Source organism: Lentzea sokolovensis (assembly GCF_033949975.1).
Lineage (GTDB): Bacteria > Actinomycetota > Actinomycetes > Mycobacteriales > Pseudonocardiaceae > Lentzea > Lentzea sokolovensis.
The window spans coordinates 703000-720369 of sequence record NZ_JAXAVU010000004.1 but is presented as its reverse complement, the minus strand read 5'-3'; the positions used below and the strand labels follow the sequence as shown (position 1 = coordinate 720369).

At 68.8% G+C, this 17370-nt stretch carries 18 protein-coding genes; 8 read left to right on the top strand and 10 right to left on the bottom strand.

Annotated elements, in window-relative coordinates:
• From SK854_RS08820 to SK854_RS08800, 5 genes are read right to left on the bottom strand one after another with little or no spacing between them, the layout of a single operon-like run.
• Entirely contained in the window at positions 1 to 969 is a 969-nt protein-coding gene (locus SK854_RS08820) for an acyl-CoA dehydrogenase family protein (protein ID WP_319974512.1), read from the bottom strand.
• Positions 966 to 1970, bottom strand: coding sequence for an acyl-CoA dehydrogenase family protein (locus SK854_RS08815; protein ID WP_319974511.1), 1005 nt, complete (start codon positions 1968 to 1970; stop codon positions 966 to 968). The genes SK854_RS08820 and SK854_RS08815 overlap by 4 nt, the downstream gene beginning before the upstream one ends.
• The gene (locus SK854_RS08810) at positions 1967 to 3058 is read right to left on the bottom strand and encodes an acyl-CoA dehydrogenase family protein (protein WP_319974510.1); all 1092 of its coding nucleotides are present in this window, start codon (positions 3056 to 3058) and stop codon (positions 1967 to 1969) included. The genes SK854_RS08815 and SK854_RS08810 overlap by 4 nt, the downstream gene beginning before the upstream one ends.
• Positions 3058 to 3888: an enoyl-CoA hydratase gene (locus SK854_RS08805; protein ID WP_319974509.1), complete on the bottom strand. Its 831-nt coding sequence runs from the start codon at positions 3886 to 3888 to the stop codon at positions 3058 to 3060. Before SK854_RS08805 ends, SK854_RS08810 begins: the two co-directional genes overlap by 1 nt.
• Positions 3885 to 5360 (bottom strand): FadD3 family acyl-CoA ligase, encoded by a 1476-nt coding sequence (locus tag SK854_RS08800; RefSeq protein WP_319974508.1) that lies wholly within the window; start codon positions 5358 to 5360, stop codon positions 3885 to 3887. Before SK854_RS08800 ends, SK854_RS08805 begins: the two co-directional genes overlap by 4 nt.
• Before the next feature lie 43 nt (positions 5361 to 5403).
• Here SK854_RS08800 and SK854_RS08795 point away from each other — a divergent pair, with 43 nt between their 5' ends.
• Genes SK854_RS08795 through SK854_RS08780 form a run of 4 tightly spaced genes read left to right on the top strand, consistent with a single transcriptional unit; the run spans position 5404 to position 8983 of the window.
• Complete coding sequence (locus tag SK854_RS08795) at positions 5404 to 6477, top strand: acyl-CoA dehydrogenase family protein (RefSeq protein WP_319974507.1); 1074 nt, start codon at positions 5404 to 5406, stop codon at positions 6475 to 6477.
• Positions 6474 to 7217, top strand: coding sequence for an SDR family oxidoreductase (locus tag SK854_RS08790; RefSeq protein ID WP_319974506.1), 744 nt, complete (start codon positions 6474 to 6476; stop codon positions 7215 to 7217). The genes SK854_RS08795 and SK854_RS08790 overlap by 4 nt, the downstream gene beginning before the upstream one ends.
• Positions 7218 to 7231: 14 nt before the next feature.
• Positions 7232 to 7828 carry a TetR/AcrR family transcriptional regulator gene (locus SK854_RS08785; protein ID WP_319974505.1) on the top strand — a complete coding sequence of 199 codons (597 nt, stop codon included), beginning with the start codon at positions 7232 to 7234 and terminating at the stop codon, positions 7826 to 7828.
• Between the two features lie 24 nt (positions 7829 to 7852).
• Positions 7853 to 8983 (top strand): acetyl-CoA C-acetyltransferase, encoded by a 1131-nt coding sequence (locus SK854_RS08780; protein WP_319974504.1) that lies wholly within the window; start codon positions 7853 to 7855, stop codon positions 8981 to 8983.
• Here SK854_RS08780 and SK854_RS08775 read toward each other — a convergent pair.
• Genes SK854_RS08775 through SK854_RS08760 form a run of 4 tightly spaced genes read right to left on the bottom strand, consistent with a single transcriptional unit; the run spans position 8967 to position 12262 of the window.
• Complete coding sequence (locus tag SK854_RS08775) at positions 8967 to 10016, bottom strand: NAD(P)H-dependent flavin oxidoreductase (protein WP_319974503.1); 1050 nt, start codon at positions 10014 to 10016, stop codon at positions 8967 to 8969. The genes SK854_RS08780 and SK854_RS08775 overlap by 17 nt on opposite strands.
• Positions 10013 to 10726 (bottom strand): CoA-transferase subunit beta, encoded by a 714-nt coding sequence (locus SK854_RS08770; RefSeq protein ID WP_319974502.1) that lies wholly within the window; start codon positions 10724 to 10726, stop codon positions 10013 to 10015. The genes SK854_RS08775 and SK854_RS08770 overlap by 4 nt, the downstream gene beginning before the upstream one ends.
• Positions 10723 to 11520, bottom strand: coding sequence for a CoA transferase subunit A (locus tag SK854_RS08765; protein ID WP_319974501.1), 798 nt, complete (start codon positions 11518 to 11520; stop codon positions 10723 to 10725). Before SK854_RS08765 ends, SK854_RS08770 begins: the two co-directional genes overlap by 4 nt.
• Positions 11495 to 12262 (bottom strand): enoyl-CoA hydratase family protein, encoded by a 768-nt coding sequence (locus tag SK854_RS08760; protein ID WP_319974500.1) that lies wholly within the window; start codon positions 12260 to 12262, stop codon positions 11495 to 11497. The genes SK854_RS08765 and SK854_RS08760 overlap by 26 nt, the downstream gene beginning before the upstream one ends.
• Before the next feature lie 63 nt (positions 12263 to 12325).
• On the opposite strand from SK854_RS08760, the gene SK854_RS08755 reads away from it, so the two are divergent.
• The 3 genes from SK854_RS08755 to SK854_RS08745 are packed head-to-tail and all read left to right on the top strand — an operon-like array spanning position 12326 to position 14893.
• Positions 12326 to 13087: an SDR family oxidoreductase gene (locus SK854_RS08755; RefSeq protein ID WP_319974499.1), complete on the top strand. Its 762-nt coding sequence runs from the start codon at positions 12326 to 12328 to the stop codon at positions 13085 to 13087.
• Positions 13084 to 13938, top strand: coding sequence for an SDR family oxidoreductase (locus tag SK854_RS08750; RefSeq protein WP_319974498.1), 855 nt, complete (start codon positions 13084 to 13086; stop codon positions 13936 to 13938). The genes SK854_RS08755 and SK854_RS08750 overlap by 4 nt, the downstream gene beginning before the upstream one ends.
• Before the next feature lie 10 nt (positions 13939 to 13948).
• On the top strand, positions 13949 to 14893 hold the full coding sequence (locus SK854_RS08745) for a protein kinase family protein (protein ID WP_319974497.1): 945 nt from the start codon (positions 13949 to 13951) through the stop codon (positions 14891 to 14893).
• On the opposite strand, the gene SK854_RS08740 is transcribed toward SK854_RS08745, so the two are convergent.
• Complete coding sequence (locus SK854_RS08740; RefSeq protein WP_319974496.1) at positions 14877 to 16004, bottom strand: steroid 3-ketoacyl-CoA thiolase; 1128 nt, start codon at positions 16002 to 16004, stop codon at positions 14877 to 14879. The two genes, SK854_RS08745 and SK854_RS08740, sit on opposite strands and share 17 nt — an antisense overlap.
• Positions 16005 to 16132: 128 nt before the next feature.
• On the opposite strand from SK854_RS08740, the gene SK854_RS08735 reads away from it, so the two are divergent.
• Positions 16133 to 17359 (top strand): cytochrome P450, encoded by a 1227-nt coding sequence (locus SK854_RS08735; RefSeq protein WP_319974495.1) that lies wholly within the window; start codon positions 16133 to 16135, stop codon positions 17357 to 17359.
• The last annotated feature ends 11 nt before the right edge of the window (positions 17360 to 17370 follow it).

The following is a 17370-nucleotide window of genomic DNA, read 5'->3' as shown; positions in this document are numbered from 1 at the left end:
TCAGATCTTCGCCCGCAACCGTTCGAGGTGCACGGCCGGGCTGCCGAACAGCTGGCCGCTGCCGTGCGCCCGTTTGAGGTACAGGTGCGCGTCGTGCTCCCAGGTGATCGCGATGCCGCCGTGCAGCTGGACCATCTCGGCGGCGACCTTGAAGAACGCCTCCGAGCAGTAGACCTTCGCGACCGCCGCGGACACCTCGTCGATCGGGGCTTCCGCGGCTGACCTGGCGGTTTCGACGAGGACGTGCATGTCCGCCATGCGGTGCTTCAACGCCTGGAACGAGCCGATGGGCTTGCCGAACTGGATCCTCGTCTTGGTGTACTCGACGGTGAGTTCGAGGGCTCTAGCGGCGGCACCGACCTGCTCCGCGCTCAGTGCGGCCAGCGCGATGTCACGGACGTGGGGCGACCACGGGCCCAACCGGTGGGTGGCGGCGTCGGTCAGGTGGAGGGTGGCGAGGCGGCGGGTCTGGTCCATCGTCGGTGTGTGCTCGCGGCTGATGCCGGGGTGGCCGAGGTCCACCTCGTACAGGTCGGTGCCGTCGGTGGCGAGGAGGATCTCGGCGAGGTCGCCTTCCAGGACGTAGCGCGCCGTGCCGTTGAGGCTGGTCCGGCCGTTGTCCCACGGCCAGACGAGGGTGGCGACGGTCCCGTCCGCGATACGGGGCAACAGTCGTTCGCACGCCTCCTCGTTCCCCGTCGCCAGCAACGCCTGAGCCGCCAGCGTCGAAGCCAGCAGCGGTGACGGGGTGAGGGTGCGGCCCAGTTCTTCGAGGGCGATGCGGGTCTCGGCCAGGCCGGCGCCGGAACCGCCGTACTGCTCGGGGATCGGGAGCACGCCGATGTCGCACAACCGCGCCCACACGGCCTTGTCGTAGCCGTGTGGGGTCTCGATGGCCGCGCGGACGTCCGAGTGCTTGTCGAGCAGGCTGCGGACGGCGTCACGCAACGCGAGTTGTTCCGGTGTCACAACGCCTCCAGCACACGTGCTCGGTGCATCGACGGACTGCCCCACGCCGTGCGCAGGGCTCGGGTCTGCAACAGGAAACGGCCCAGATCGTGCTCGGCGGTGTAGCCGATGGCGCCGTGGACCTGCAGTGCCGTGCGAGCGGCCTGCCAGGCGGCGTCGGAGGTGGCGACCTTGGCGGCGGAGACGTCGCGGGAGGACATGGTCACGGCCGCGCCGAACACCAGCGGGCGGGCGAGTTCGAGTCCGATGAGGACGTTCGCGAGATGATGCTTGATCGCCTGGAACTGGCCGATGGGCTTGCCGAACTGGGCGCGGACCTTGGCGTGGGCGGTGGTCATCTCCAACATGGCCCTGCCGAGTCCGAGGAGCTGGGCCGAGCAGGTCAGGACGCCGAGGTCGAAGGCGCGGGCGGCGGGGACGTCGGTGGCGACGACCGGGCCGGCGGCGAGTTCGACGAGGCGGCGGGCCGGGTCGACGGACTCGAGTTCGGTGGTGGGGGAGGCCTCGCGGAGAGTGTCGCCCTCGATCAGCAGGTAGTGGTCGGCCTCGACGGCGTGGGGGATCAGGGGAGGGAAGGCAACGGACCAGGTCCCAGCCCCAGCCTTGCCAACGACTCCGGCTTCAGTCCCGCCACCAACGCCGCCACCGCCGCCACTGCCGCCAACGCCGGCGCCACCGCCCCCGGTGCCGGCGCCAACGCCGCCGGCGCCAACGCCGCCGGCGCCAACGCCGCCGGCGCCAACGCCGCCAGCGCCAATGCCGCCAGCGCCACCGCCACCGCCAGCTCTGAGGCCGTCCACCAGCGCTGGCACCACCGCCAACGACTCCACCAGCGGCCCGGGGACCGCGTGATGCCCCAACTCCTCGAACACCACCACGAGGTCGACCGGGTCGGTCACCTCGTCCACCCCGAGCGAGGCCAGGTCCGTCTTCCCCGCGGCCAGGAACCCGTGCAGCACGCTGGCGAAGTCCGTCTGCTCGGACGACAACGTGAACATCATCGCGGCAGCCCCAGGAGTCGTTCGGCGATCACGTTGCGCTGGATCTCGTTGGTACCGGCGTAGATCGGCCCCGACAGCGAGAACAGCCACCCGTCCCGCCACCCCGGCGCGACCTCGCCGAGCAGGTCGAGGGCGGTCTCGTGCAGTGCCACGTCCAGCTCGGACCAGAACACCTTCGTGACGCTGGCGGCAGGCCCGGACAAGGGGCTGGCCAGCGCGCCGAACGTGTGGAGTCGGTAGGCCTGCGCGCCGATCCACGCGTCGACGACCCGATCGCGCAGCGCCGGGTCCGGGTTCTTGCGGTAGAGCTCGACCAGCCGGGAGGCCGCGGCGGTGAAACGGCCAGGGCTGCGCAGGGTCAGGCCGCGCTCGTTGCCCGCCGTGCTCATCGCCACGCGCCAGCCGTCGCCGACCTCGCCCACGACGTCGCGATCCGGCACGAACACGTCGTCCAGGAAGATCTCGGCGAAGCCCGGTTCGCCGTCGAGTTGGTTGATCGGCCGCACGGTGACACCGGAGGCACGCAGGTCGAAGAGCAGGTAGGTCAGGCCGCGGTGACGTTCGCCGGGGCCGGTGCGGAACAGGCCGAACGCCCGGTCCGCGAACGCCGCCCGCGAACTCCAGGTCTTCTGGCCGCGCAGCAGCCAGCCGCCGTCACACCGGACCGCGGTGCTGCGCAACGACGCCAGGTCCGATCCGGCTTCGGGCTCGGACCAGGCCTGCGCCCACACCACGTCGGCGCGCGCCATCGAGGGCAGGATCCGGGTACGTTGCTCGTCGGTGCCGTGCGCGAACAATGTTGGTGCTAAAAGAAAAATCCCGTTCTGAGAGACACGGCCCGGCGCGCCCGAGGCGTGGTACTCCTCCTCGAACACCAGCCACTGCAGCAACGAGGCTTCCCGTCCGCCGAACTCAGCGGGCCACGAGACCACCGACAGCCGCTCGGAAGCCAGCAGGCGCTCCCACGCGCGATGCTCCTCGAAGCCCGCGGTTGTGTCCATGGAGGACAGTGGACGAACGTGCGCGGCCAGCCAGGCATGCACCTCGGCCCGGAACTCCAGCGTCGAAGCGTCCAGATCCAGATCCATCAGCCGGAGGCCTTCTTCATCGAACGGGCGTCCATCCCGGCCAACGCGTCGGAGCTCACCTCGGCGTTGTGCGCGTGCGCGAAGTGGTGCAGACCGAAGACCGAGTCCATCCCGGCACGCAGGCCCATCAGGTCCTCGGACTGGTTGACCGCCTTCTTCGCCAGCGCCAGCCCGAAGCGCGGCATCGCCGAGATGCGCGAAGCCAGCTCAAAAGTCGAAGACTCCAACGAGGAACGCGGCACGACGCGCGAGACCATGCCCCACTCGTAGGCGCGCTGGGCCGAGAAGCGGTCGCCGGTGAACAGCACCTCCTTCGCGGCGCGCGGGCCGAGCATCCACGGGTGCGCGAAGTACTCGACGCCAGGAATCCCCATGCGCACCACGGGATCGGCGAAGAACGCGTCCTCGGCCGCCACGATCAGGTCGCACACCCAGGCGAGCATCAGGCCGCCCGCCACGCACGCGCCCTGCACCATCGCGATCGTCGGCTTCGGGATCTCCCGCCACCGCCGGCACATGCCGAGGTAGACCTCCATCTCACGGGCGAAGCGGAGATCACCGCCCTCGCGGCCGACGTGGTCCCACCACATCACGGCCTTGCGCTCGAAGGAGACGTCTACATCGCGGTCGGGCGAGCCGATGTCGTGGCCCGCGGAGAAGTGGTCGCCGGCCCCGGCCAGGACGATCACCTTGACCTCGTCGTCGTTCACGGCGCGGGTGAAGGCCTCGTCCAACGCGTAGGTCATCGCCGAGTTCTGCGCGTTGCGGTACTCCGGGCGGTTCATGGTCACGACGGCGACCGCGTCCCGCCGCTCATACGAGACTGTCACGCGTTCTCCTTGCGCAGTTGGGTTTTGAGGACCTTGCCCATGGCGTTGCGGGGGAGCGCCGGGTGGAACTCGACGGCGCGCGGCACCTTGTAGTTCGCCAGCCGCTCGCGACAGAACGCGATCACCTCGTCCGCGGAAAGCGCGAATCCAGGCGCCGTGACGATGTGCGCCACCCCGACCTCACCCAGCCGGGCGTCGGCCATCCCCACGACGGCCGACTCCGCGACCCCTGGCAGCCGGGCCAGCGCCTGCTCGATCTCGGCGGGGTAGACGTTGAAACCGCCGCAGATGTACATGTCCTTGAGTCGGTCGGTGATCGACAGGTACCCCCGCGAGTCCACCGCGCCGATGTCACCGGTGTGCAGCCAGCCATCGGCATCGATCGCAAGAGCCGTCGCCTCCGGATCGTCGAGGTAACCGAGCATCACGTTCGGCCCGCGCAGCAGCACTTCGTCCTGCGAGCCCAACCGGAGCTCGAACCCCGCCATCGGCGCACCGCACGTGTGCGCGACGGTCTCGGGTGAGTCGCCAGGGCGGCACATGGTGGCGACGACGGCCTCGGTCAGCCCGTAGGCGGTGAGCACGGTCAGCGACAGCTCCGCCCGCAGCCTCTCGATCAGCACCACGGGCACGACCGCCGCGCCGGTGACGACCAGCCGCAGACTCGACAGGTCGAACGAGCCGCGCTCGGGATGGTCGAGCAACGCCTGGAAGATGGTCGGCGGCCCGGGCAGCACGGTGATCCGTTCCCGTTCGATCAGCCGCATCGTCTCCACGACGTCGAACACCGGCTGCGGCACGATCGTCGCCCCGGTCAGCAGACAGGCCAGAATCCCCGCCTTGTAACCAAAGGTGTGGAAGAAGGGGTTGACGATCAGATAGCGATCCGCGGACGTCAGCTCGCCGCAGGCGGCCCAGGCCTCGGCCACCCCGAGCGACTGCCGATGCGCGCTCATCGCTCCTTTGCTGCGCCCGGTGGTGCCGGACGTGAACATGACGTCGCAGAGCTGATCTTCAGTCAGCTCAGGAAGATCGGCGTCCGCGGCGACCCACGAGGCCGGTGATCGCACCACCGCGGGCAGGTCGGACGACAACGCCCGCAGCTCCGCCTCCCGGTCACGCCCGAGGAACTCGCCTTCGACGATCAGCACGCGAGCGGCACTGCGTTGCAGCACGTCCACCGTCTCCGTCGCGGTGAACCGGGTGTTGATCGGAACCAGCGCCGCACCCGCGCGCAACGCCCCGAGCGCCGCGACCACCCAGTGAGCGGAGTTGGGTGCGCACAGAGCCACCCGATCGCCTGGCCGCACACCCATCCCCACGAGTGCGCGCGCCGCGTCCAGCGCCGCCGAACGCAACTCCAGCCAGGTGAGGCGAACCTCCCCGTCCACCAACGCCTCCGCGTCGATGTACGAAGCAGCAGCGCGGTCGAGCACGACTGAAACCGTTTGCCTGCTTGGAACGTCCGCCATCACGCCCTCCAAAGCAAGTGCTTGGTAGGTTAGAGTATGGCGCATGGAGTCCTTCCGGCGCGAGGTGCGGGAATGGTTGTCCGCCAACCTCGTCGGTGAGTTCGCTGAGCTGCGCGGCCTGGGTGGACCCGGCCGCGAGCACGAGGCGTTCGAGGGACGGCTGCGTTGGCACCGGCACCTGGCGCGCAACGGGTGGACGTGCCTCGGCTGGCCCGGTGAGCGCAGTGTGGAAGAACAGGTGATCTTCCACGAGGAGTACGCGGAGGCCGATGCTCCGGCGAAGGTCGACATCGTCGGCGAGGGCCTGCTCGGCCCGACGCTCGTCGCGTTCGGCACACCAGAGCAGAAAGAACGCTTCCTGCCCAAGATCCGCTCGCTCGAAGAGCTGTGGTGCCAGGGCTACTCGGAACCGGGCGCGGGCTCGGACCTCGCCTCGGTCACGACGAAAGCCACCCTCGAAGGCGACCGGTGGGTGATCAACGGCCAGAAGATCTGGACGTCGAACGCGCACTACTCGGACTGGATCTTCGTCCTGTGCCGCACCGAACCCGGTTCGCAGCGGCACCAGGGCCTTTCGTACCTGCTCGTGCCGATGAACCAGCCGGGCGTCGAGGTGCGGCCGATCCGCCAGCTCACCGGCACGTCCGAGTTCAACGAGGTCTTCTTCGACGGCGCCGTCACACCGCGCGAGAACGTCGTCGGTCAGCCGGGCGAAGGCTGGAAGATCGCCATGGCGACCCTGGGCTTCGAGCGCGGCACCGCGATGCTCGGCCACCAGGTCGGCTTCCGCCGCCAGCTCGACGCGATCATGGCCAAAGCGCCAGACGACGAACGGCTCACCAGGGCGTGGCTCGAACTGCACGTCATGCGCTCGCACACGATGAGAACGCTCAACGACGACCCGGGTCCGGAGGCGTCCGTGCTGAAGCTGTTCTGGGCGGGCTGGCACCGCAGGCTCGGCGAGCTCGCGATGGACTCGCTCGGCCCCGAGTCGATGATCGACGACAACGAGTGGCAGCGGATGTTCCTGTTCAGCCGCGCCGAGACCATCTACGGCGGTTCCGACGAGATCCAGCGCGAGATCATCGCCCACCGCATCCTGGGGCTGCCCCGATGAACGGCCACGACCTGCTCAAGGACAAGATCGTCGTCGTGACGGCCGCGGCGGGCACCGGCATCGGCTCGGCGACCGCGAAGAGGTGCCTCGAAGAAGGCGCGAAGGTCGTCATCAGCGACTGGCACGAACGCCGCCTCAAGGAAACCCACGAGACGCTCGGCACCGACCACGCGATCCAGTGCGACGTCACCAACGAGCAGCAGGTCCAGACGCTGATCGACGAGACGGTCGAGCGCTACGGCCGCATCGACGTGATGGTGAACAACGCCGGCCTCGGTGGCGAGAAGTCCGTGCTGGACATGGCCGACGACGAGTGGTCCCGCGTCCTGGACGTCACGCTCAACGGCACCTTCCGCTGCACCAGGGCCGCGTTACGCCAAATGGTCGTCCAACGAAGCGGTGTCGTCGTTAACAACTCCAGTGTGATCGGCTGGCGCGCCCAGAAGGGTCAAGCCCATTACGCGGCAGCGAAAGCCGGAGTCATGGCGCTGACCAGATGCGCCGCGATGGACGTCGCCGAGCACGGCATCCGGGTGAACGCGGTCGCCCCGAGCTTGGCGGCGCACCCGTTCTTGACCAAGGTCACCAGTGAGGAGTTGCTGACGGAACTGGCGTCCCGGGAAGCCTTTGGGCGCGCCGCCGAGCCCTGGGAGGTCGCGAATGTGATCGTGTTCCTCGCCAGCGACTACTCGTCCTACCTGACGGGCGAGGTCGTCTCGGTGAGCAGTCAGCACCCGTGAGGAAGGAACGACCGATGAGTAGCCGGAGGGCCGAGCTGCTGGAGCTCGCCGCGAAGATGTTCGCCGAGCGTGGCTACGGGCAGACCACGGTCAGGGACATCGCGGACGCGGCGGGCATCCTGTCCGGCAGCCTCTACCACCACTTCGACTCGAAGGAGTCGATGGTGGACGAGATCCTGCGGACCTTCCTGGACGAGCTGTTCACGCGGTACCGGGAGATCGTCGAGGCCGGCCTCGGCCCGAAGCAGACGCTGAAAGCGCTGGTCGTGGCGTCGTTCGAGGCGATCGACACCCGGCACGCGGCGGTCGCGATCTACCAGAACGAGTCGAAGCACCTGATGGGGCTGGAGCGGTTCTCCTACGTGGACGATCGCAGCGTGGAGTTCCGCAAGCTGTGGACGGTGCTGCTGGAGGAGGGTATGAGCGCGGGCGTGTTCCGCGCCGACCTCGACGTTGACGTGGCGTACCGGTTCATCCGCGACACGGTGTGGGTGGCCGTGCGGTGGTACCGGCCGGACGGCGGCATGGGAGCGGACGAGGTCGCCGACCAGTACCTCGCGATTCTGCTCGACGGCATCGCCACGGGCCGCAGGAAGAACTCCAAGACGTAGCAAAGCCGTAGAAGGAGGGCCCTCGTGGCCGAGGCGTACATCATCGAGGCTGTGCGGACTCCGGCGGGCAGGCGTGGCGGCGAACTGAGCCACGTGCACCCCGCCGATCTCGGCGCGCACGTGATCACGGCGCTGCTCAACCGGGTCGACGTCGACCCGACGGACGTGGACGACGTGATCTTCGGATGCGTGGACACGGTCGGCCCGCAGGCGGGTGACATCGCGCGGACGTCCTGGCTGGCGGCGGGATTCCCGGAGCAGGTGCCGGGCGTGACGGTCGACCGGCAGTGCGGGTCGAGCCAGCAGGCGCTGCACTTCGCGGCGCAGGCGGTGATGTCCGGAACGGCCGACGTCGTGGTCGCGGGCGGCGTGCAGAACATGTCGCAGGTGCCGATCGGGTCGGCCATGACCGTCAGTCCGTTCGAGGGGTGCGAGGGCTGGCGGCACCGCTACGGCGACGAAGAGGTCAACCAGTTCCGGGCGGCCGACCTGATCGCCGTGCGCTGGGACCTCTCGCGCCGCGAGATGGAGGAGTTCGCGCTGCAGAGCCATCTGCGGGCGATCACCGCGATCAAGGAGGGCCGGTTCGACCGCGAGATCGCGCCGGTCAACGGGGTCGCGGCCGACGAGTGCCCGCGCACGGACACGAGCGTCGAGAAGATGGCGGCGCTGCAACCGTTGCGGCCGGGCGGCAGGACGACGGCGGCGTTGTCGTCGCAGATCTCCGACGGCGCTTCGGCCGTGCTGGTGGTCTCGGAACAGGCAGTGCGCGAGTACAAGCTGAAGCCGCGGGCTCGGGTGCACCACATGTCGGCACGCGGTTCGGACCCGATCTACATGCTGACCGCGCCGATCCGGGCCACCCGGTACGCGCTGGAACGCGCCGGGATGTCCATTTCGGACATCGACCTGTTCGAGATCAACGAGGCGTTCGCGTCGGTGGCGCTGGCGTGGGCCAAGGAGCTCAAGATCGACCTCGGGAAGGTCAACGTCAACGGGGGAGCGCTCGCGCTGGGGCATCCGATCGGCGCGACCGGCACCAAGCTGTTCACGACGTTGCTGCACGAGCTGGAGCGGACGGGTGGCCGGTTCGGGCTGCAGACGATGTGCGAGGGCGGCGGTCAGGCGAACGTGACGATCATCGAACGTCTCTGAGGCGGTCGATCGCCGACTCGGCGTCCTTGACGATGGTCTCGATCAGTTCCGCGCACGTCGGCAGGTCGCCCAGCAGTCCGGCGACCTGACCGGACGCGAGCACGCCCGCGTCGGTCCTGCCCTCGACCAGGCCGGCGCGCAGCAGCATCGGCGTGTTCGCGGCCATGATCACCTGCGACCAGGTGAGGTCCTTGCCGTGCCTCATGGCCAGGCCTTCGCGGATCATCGCGCGCCACGACAGGCCGGTGTGCTCGCGGAACCTGGCCGCGTTGGTGACGGCCCGTGCCAGGCTGCTGAGCTTGCCGGACTTCTCGAGGTGTTCGACGAGATCGGACCGCAGGACTCGGTGCGGCAGGCCGTCTACGCGAGTGGTCACGACCGTGCTGTTGAGATCACGTTGCAGGTAGGCCTGTTTCACCGCGTCCGGGACCGTGCTCTCCTGGGTGAGCAGGAACCTGGTGCCCATCGCGATGCCGGCCGCGCCGTACGCGAGCGCCGCCGCGAGGCCTCGGCCGTCGAAGAAGCCACCGGCCGCGATCACCGGGATGTCGACGGCGTCCAGCACGCTCGGGAGCAGCAGGGTCGTGGCGACGCCGCCGGTGTGGCCGCCGCCTTCGCCACCCTGGACGATCACGGCGTGGGCGCCCCACTTCGCGACCTTCTCCGCGTGCCTCGCGGCGCCGATGGACGGGATCACGACGACCCCGGCGTCGTTGAGCTTCGCGATCATGTCCGGTTTCGGGGCCAGCGCGAAGGAAGCGACCTTGACCTGTTCGCGGATCAGCAGATCGATTCGTTCCGGCGCGTCGGAGGCGTCCGCCCGGAGGTTCACGCCGAACGGCGCGGACGTGCGGGAGCGGGTCTCCTTGATGGCGGCTTCGAGTTCCGCGTAGGTCATGGTCGCCGAAGCGAGGATGCCGAGCCCGCCCGCTTCTGCCGTCGCGGACACCAGCCGTGGCCCCGCGACCCAGCCCATGCCGGTCTGCACGACCGGGTGCCGGACGCCGACCAGGTCGGTGAGCGCGGTTCTCACTGCGGGACTTCCTTGTCCCGCTTGCTGCCCGGATCGAGCCTGGTTCTGATGAGGTCCAGCTCCTCGTCGGTGGGGAGCCGGGTCTCGGTGACGTTCTCGGCTGCCAGCGGGAACGACGTCTGCTTCTGGACCTCGTCGACAGACACGCCGGGATGCACGGAGACGATGCGCATCGAGTGGTCCGGGGTGTCGAAGTCGAACACGGCGAGGTTCGTGACCACGCGGTGGATGTCGTGGAACGGCCCGACGGCGCGGTCGTAGCCGACGCCGGAGACCACGTCCACGGCCTCGACCAGCACACGTGGGCTGTGCCGCGGCACCCAGTAGCTGGTGCGGTGGTTGACGGTGTTGCCGGGCGCGCCGCGGAACCCGAGCAGCTGCCGGGTCGGCTTGGCGTGATCGCCGATCGCGGAGATGTTCTGGTTGCCGAACCTGTCGACCTGGTTCGCGCCCATCACGACGTGCCGGCGGCCGTGCGCGACGACGTCGAACACCTTCCGGTACGGCAGCCAGCCCTCCACAGTGGACTCGGGCGTGAGCAGGAACGCCTCGCCGTCGCTCAGCAGCAGGTCCGGTTCGGTGGTGAGGCGGGCGAGTTTGGCGCCCAGGGACGGGATGAGGCCCATCGGGCTGGCGAGCGTCTCACCGGCACCGAGGAACAGGTCGGCGCAGGCCGCGACGCAGACTTCGGCTCGCGTGATGTCGCTCATCCCAGGAACCTCTCGTAGAACTCCGGCCACTTCTCCAGATCAGAGGCTGCCTCGGCGTACTCGCGCTGGAGGGCCTCGTCGCGCGGATAGTCCGGGACGCAGCTCGTGAACCCCGCCCCACCCGGTGCTTCCACCACGCCGTCGACCATCATCCGGTTGAGCAGCAACGTCTGCGGCGGCCCGTCGAACGTCTCCACGATCTGCTCGCACGAGACGTAACGGCGGTCCGCGGCCAGGCAGAACAGGTCGTCGAAGTACGGGTCCGGCCCGAGGTACTGCGCGTTGCCGTGCTTGTCCGCGCGGTTGAGGTGCACCAACGCGACGTCGAGTTTCAACGCCGGCATCGCGACCAGTTCTTCGCCGTCTTCGTAAGGCGATCGCACGGTCTTGAGTTCGGGCGCGTACTTCAGCACGTCCGAACCGAGGCCCGCCCTGATCGGCAGGAACGGCAGCCGGTGCCCAGCAGCCCGAAGCCCGGTCTGGAACATGCCCTCGTCCAGCTCCAGGACCTCGATCGCGGCGGTCTCGCGCGCCCGCTTGAACCACGGGTCGTACGGGATCGAGTCGAGCGAGACGAAGCCGTAGACCAGCTTGCGGACCTTGCCCGCCGCGCACAGCAGCCCGGCGTCCGCACCGCCGTACGTGACGACCGTCAGATCCTTGACGCCGGACCGCAGCAGCGCTTTGACCAGGGTCATCGGCTTGCGCCGCGAGCCCCAGCCGCCGATCCCGACGGTCATCCCGTCCTTGATCTCGCCGACGACCTCGTCAGCTGTCATTCGCTTGTCGCGCATGGTTTCCGTCCAGGAAGGCCTGCCGGGCGTGGTCGGACACGCCGGTGAGGTTCAGTTCGAAGGTGAAGCCCTGCTCGAAGCGGTAGCTCTGGTGCACGCGCTGCGGGTCGATGCCGTTGATGGCCTCCTTGGCCGCGCGGATCACCGCCGTGTCCTTCTTCGCGATCTCCTTGGCGATCTCGCGCGCCGCGTCGTCGAGCTGTGCGCGTGGCACGACCTCGACGACGCTGCCGTGGTGGTGCAGCGTTTGCGCGCTGACGTTGCGGGCCGTGTAGTAGAGCGTCCGCATCAGGTGTTGCGGAACGAGCCTGGCCAGGTGCGTGGCCGCGCCGAGCGCGCCTCGGTCGACCTCGGGCAGCCCGAACGTGGCGTCGTCGGACGCGACGATGATGTCCGCGTTGCCGACCAGCCCGACGCCGCCACCGAGGCAGAATCCGTTCACCGCGGCGATCACCGGCACCTCGCAGTCGTACACGGCCGCGAAAGCCTTGGCGCACCCCCGATTGGCCGCGACGAGCGCGTTGTAGCCCTCGGCGCGCTGGATCTCCTTGAGGTCGACGCCCGCGCAGAAGCCGCGGTTCTCGGCCCGGAGGATCACCACACGTGCGTCCGGGTCTTCGCCCGCGGCCGTGATGGCCTTGGCCAGCTCGAACCAGCCCTGCGACGGGACGGCGTTCACCGGGGGATAGTCGACGGTGACCTCGATGATGCCGTTTTCGGTGTGGCTGCTGGAGATTCCCATGGAGCCGCCTTCCGAACCAAGCGATTGCTTGGTAACTTAGCAGTGCTGAAGCGACCGGGGTAGGTGCTGGTGGAACTGGACCTCGACGGAGCAGTCGTCCTCGTGACGGGCGGAGTGCGCGGTGTCGGTCTCGGCATCACTCGCGCGTTCCTCTCAGCCGGGGCTGTCGTCGTCACGTGTGCCCGGCGTCCATCGGAGGTGGATGGAGCGTCTTTCGTGCCGTGCGACGTGCGGGACGCGGAGCAGGTGGCTGCCTTGGTGTCCGGGATCGTCGCCGGACACGGCCGGCTCGACGTCGTGGTCAACAACGCCGGTGGCGCGCCGTTCGCGTTGGCGGACAAGGCCTCGCCGCGGTTCCACTCCAAGATCGTCGAGCTGAACCTGCTGGCGCCCTTGCTGGTGTCGCAGGCGGCCAACGAGGTCATGCAGAAACAGGAGTCCGGCGGGGCGATCGTGAACGTGAGCAGCGTCAGCGGACGGCGTCCGTCTCCCGGAACCGCCGCTTATGGTGCCGCGAAGGCCGGGCTGGACAGCCTGACCTCGTCGCTGGCCGTGGAGTGGGCGCCGAAAGTGCGGGTCAACGCGCTGGCCGTGGGCATGGTGCGCACTGAACAGTCGCACTTGCACTACGGCTCCGAGGCCGGGATCGAGGCTGTGGCGCGGACCGTGCCGTTGGGGCGTCTCGCGTCGCCGGACGAGGTCGGCGCGTGCGCGGTGTTCCTGGCTTCACCGCTGGCGTCCTACGTCAGCGGCGCGACCTTGGTCGTGCACGGCGGGGGAGAGACACCCGCGTTCCTGACCGCTGCCGATGGGGGCTCTTCATGAACCGGGTTGTGATCGTGACAGGGGCCGGGCGTGGCATCGGCCGTGCCCACGCGCTGGCGTTCGGTGCCGCTGGGGCCAGGGTCGTGGTGAACGACCTGTCCGCGGCGGTCGCGGGCGAGGTGGCCGAGCTGATCGGGCCGCGGGCCGTCGTGAACACCGACGACGTCGGCACCTGGGCAGGTGCGCAACGACTGGTCGACACCGCGGTGTCGGAGTTCGGCGGACTGGACGTGCTCGTCAACAACGCCGGCATCGTGCGCGACCGCATGATCGTGAGCTGCGCCGAGGACGAGTGGGACGAGGTCGTCCGGGTTCATCTGAAGGGCCACTTCGCGACGCTGCACCACGCCGCCGCGCATTGGCGTGCCGTGCACAAGGCCGGTGGCGCGGTGTCCGGCCGGGTGATCAACACGTCGTCCGGGGCGGGGATCTTCGGCAGCGTCGGGCAGGCGAACTACTCGGCGGCCAAGGCGGGCATCGCCTCGATGACCCTGGTTGCGGCCGCCGAACTGGCCCGCTACGGGATCACGGTCAACGCGATCGCCCCGGCCGCGCGGACCCGGATGACCGAGGCGACGTTCGCGGAGACGATGGCGGCGCCGGAGGACGGGTTCGACGCGATGGCCCCGGAGAACATCTCGCCGCTGGTCGTGTGGCTCGGCAGCGAGGAGGCCGGGGACGTGACCGGCCGGATGTTCGAGGTCGACGGCGGACGCGTCTGCGTCGTGCACGGGTGGCAGCGCGGGCCGGAGATCGACAAGGGCGAGCGCTGGTCGCCCGAAGAGTTGGGGAGCGTCGTGCGCAAGCTGGTCGCGGACGACCACCCGACGCCGGTCTACGGAGCCGAGTAACTTCGATCATGTGACCCGTCTGGACTCGTACAGGACCGTCTCGGCCGCATTGGCGCTGCTCAGCGACCGCGAACTCGGTGACCTGGTAGATCGGGCCGAGCCTAGAGGGGCGGGAATCGGCGGGCCGACGGCGTTGGCGGACGTCGGCGGAATCCCGGTCTTCGTGAAACGGTTGCCGCTGACCGACCTGGAGTTGCGGCACGCCGGATCGACGGCGAACCTCTACGACCTGCCCGTGCACGCCCATTACGGCGTCGGGCTGGTCGGGTCGGCCGGCTTCGGCGCGTGGCGCGAGCTGGCCGTGCACACCATGACGACGGACTGGGTGCTGGCGGGCGAGCACGAGGGCTTTCCGCTGACGTATCACTGGCGTGTCCTGCCGCACCTGGGCCAGACGTTGTCCGCGGAACTTGATCAGGCGGTCGACTACTGGGGACCGGAGGTGGGTCCCCGCATCGAGGCGCTGAAGAAGTCGACCGCAAGCGTCGCGCTGTTCCTGGAGTACATACCGCAGAACCTGCACGACTGGCTGAACGGCCAGGACGACCTCGAAAGCGCCTGCGAGATGGTCGAACGGGAGATGGCGGCCGGGGTGGAGTTCATGAACTCCCGCGGCCTGCTGCACTTCGACGGCCACTTCCAGAACGTCCTGACCGACGGCGAGCGCCTGTACTTCGCCGACTACGGCCTCGCGATCTCCTCCCGGTTCGACCTGTCCGAGGAGGAGATCGCGTTCTTCGCCGAGAACGAGGACTACGACCGCCACTACACGGTCACGCACCTGGTGATGTGGTTCGCGTACCAGCTGCGCTCACAGGGAGTTCCGCCGCGGGTCGCGGCGATCCTCAACCGCCACAACGCCGTCGCAGCGGTGATGAAGGACTTCTACCGCCGCTTCCAGCACGAGAGCCGGCGGACTCCGTATCCGGCTGAAGACCTCAGATCCGTTCGATGATCGTGCCGGTGGCCATGGCCCCGCCCGCGCACATCGTGATCAACGCCGTCGAAGCGTCCCTGCGCTCCAACTCGTGCAACGCCGTGGTGATCAGCCGGGTGCCACTGCTGCCCACGGGGTGACCGATCGCGATCGCGCCGCCGTTGACGTTGACCCGGTCCAGGTTCGGCCGGTGCACCGCCGCCCAGGACAGCACGACGGACGCGAACGCCTCGTTGACCTCGAACAGGTCGATGTCGGCCATCTTCATGCCGCTGCGCTTCAGCAACCGCGCGGTGGCGTCCACGGGACCGTCCAGGTGGTAGTACGGGTCCGACCCGACCAGGCACTGCGTGACGATCCGTGCGCGCGGCTTGAGCCCGTGCGCCCGTGCGAACCCCTCGTCCACGACCATCACAGCGGACGCGCCGTCCGAGATCTGCGAGGACGTCCCGGCGGTGTGCACGCCGTCCGGCACGACGGGTTTCAACGCCGCCAACGCCTCCAGGCTGGTTTCGCGGAGGCCCTGGTCGGTGTCCACGAGGTCCTCGCCGACCTTCACCGGCACCACCTCGGCGGTGAACCGGCCCGCCGCCCACGCTGCCCGCGCCCGGTTCTGCGACTGGACACCGAACCGGTCGACCTCCTCGCGCCCGATGCCACGCCGTTCCGCCACCCGTTCCGCGGCGACGAACTGGTTGGGCAGGTCGATCGTCCACGAGTCGGGCCGCGGCATGCCGGTCTCGCCGATGTTGCTGCGCAACGGCACGCGGCTCATCGCCTCGACCCCGCACGCGATGCCGGCGTCGATGGCGCCCGCCGCGATGAGACCCGCGATGAGGTGCGTGGACTGCTGGGCCGAGCCGCACTGGGCGTCGACGGTGGTGCAGCCGGTGGTCTGCGGCAGACCCGCGTGCAGCCAGGCCGTGCGGGTGATGTTGTTCGACTGCTCGCCCGCCTGGGTGACGGTGCCGCCGATGACCTGTTCGACAGTGGACGGATCGAGACCTGTCCTGTCAAGAAGACCTCGTTGTGCCGCACCGAGGAGCTCGGCGGCGTGCAGGCCGGACAACCAGCCGTTCCGCCTGCCTATGGGCGTGCGCACCGCTCCCACGATCACCGGACTGCCCACGCGAGCCTCCTAGGCCTGGAGAACTAGAACACGTTCCTGTGTTGCTCCAGATTGGCCGTCTGGGGCCTTCAATACAAGCCGCAAGCGTGTTTGAATCGGATAGAACGCGTTCCACCTAGGAGGTGCCTGTGAGCAAGCCGCGCATCCCGGAAGGCTTCGACTTCACCGACCCCGACATGTACGCGAGCCGGCTGCCGTTCGAGGAGTTCGCCGAACTGCGCCAGACCGCGCCGATCTGGTGGAACTCCAAGCCGCTGGGCAAGGGCGGGTTCCCCGACGAGGGCTTCTGGGTGGTGACGAAGCACCACGACGTCAAGGAGGTCTCGCGCAACAGCGACCTGTTCTCCAGCCGCGAGAACACGGCGATCATCCGGTTCAAGGACGACATGCCGCGCGACAACATCGAGATGCAGCGGCTGCTCCTGCTGAACATGGACCCGCCGACACACACGAAGCAGCGCGCGATCGTCTCGCGCGGGTTCACGCCTCGGGCCGTGAACAGCCTGCGTGACGCGCTGGCCGAACGCGCCGAGAGGATCGTGGCGGAGGCGCTGGACAAGGGCAGCGGCGACTTCGTCTCGGACGTTGCCTGCGAACTGCCGTTGCAGGCCATCGCGGAGCTGATCGGCATCCCGCAGGACGACCGCCGCAAGATCTTCGACTGGTCCAACCAGATGATCGCCTACGACGACCCCGAGTTCGAGATCGAACCGCTGACCGCCGCCACGGAACTGCTCGGCTACTCGTGGACGATGGCCGAGGACCGCCGCAAGTGCCCGCGCCAGGACATCGTCACCAAGCTCGTCCAGGCGGACGTGGACGGCGCCGGCCTCGCGTCGGAGGAGTTCGGGTTCTTCGTGCTGTTGCTCGCCGTGGCCGGCAACGAAACCACGCGCAACGCCATCACGCACGGCATGAAGGCGTTGCTCGACCACCCCGAGCAGTGGGAGCTCTACAAGGACTCCAGGCCGGCCACCACCGGTGACGAGATCGTTCGGTGGGCCACACCGGTGGTGTCGTTCCAGCGCACCGCCATGGCCGACACCGAACTGAGCGGCGTGGAGATCAAGCAGGGCCAGCGGGTCGGGATGTTCTACTCGTCGGCCAACTTCGACGACGAGGTCTTCGACAGCCCGGAGAAGTTCGACATCACCCGCGACCCCAACCCGCACCTCGGGTTCGGCGGCAGCGGCGCGCACTTCTGCATCGGCGCGAACCTCGCCCGGCTGGAGATCGACCTGATCTTCAACGCGATCGCGGACGCCATGCCGAACATCAAGCAGGTCGCCGAGCCGCGGCGGCTGCGTTCGGGCTGGCTGAACGGGATCAAGGAGTTCCGCGTCCAGTACTCGTGACGCACGACTGA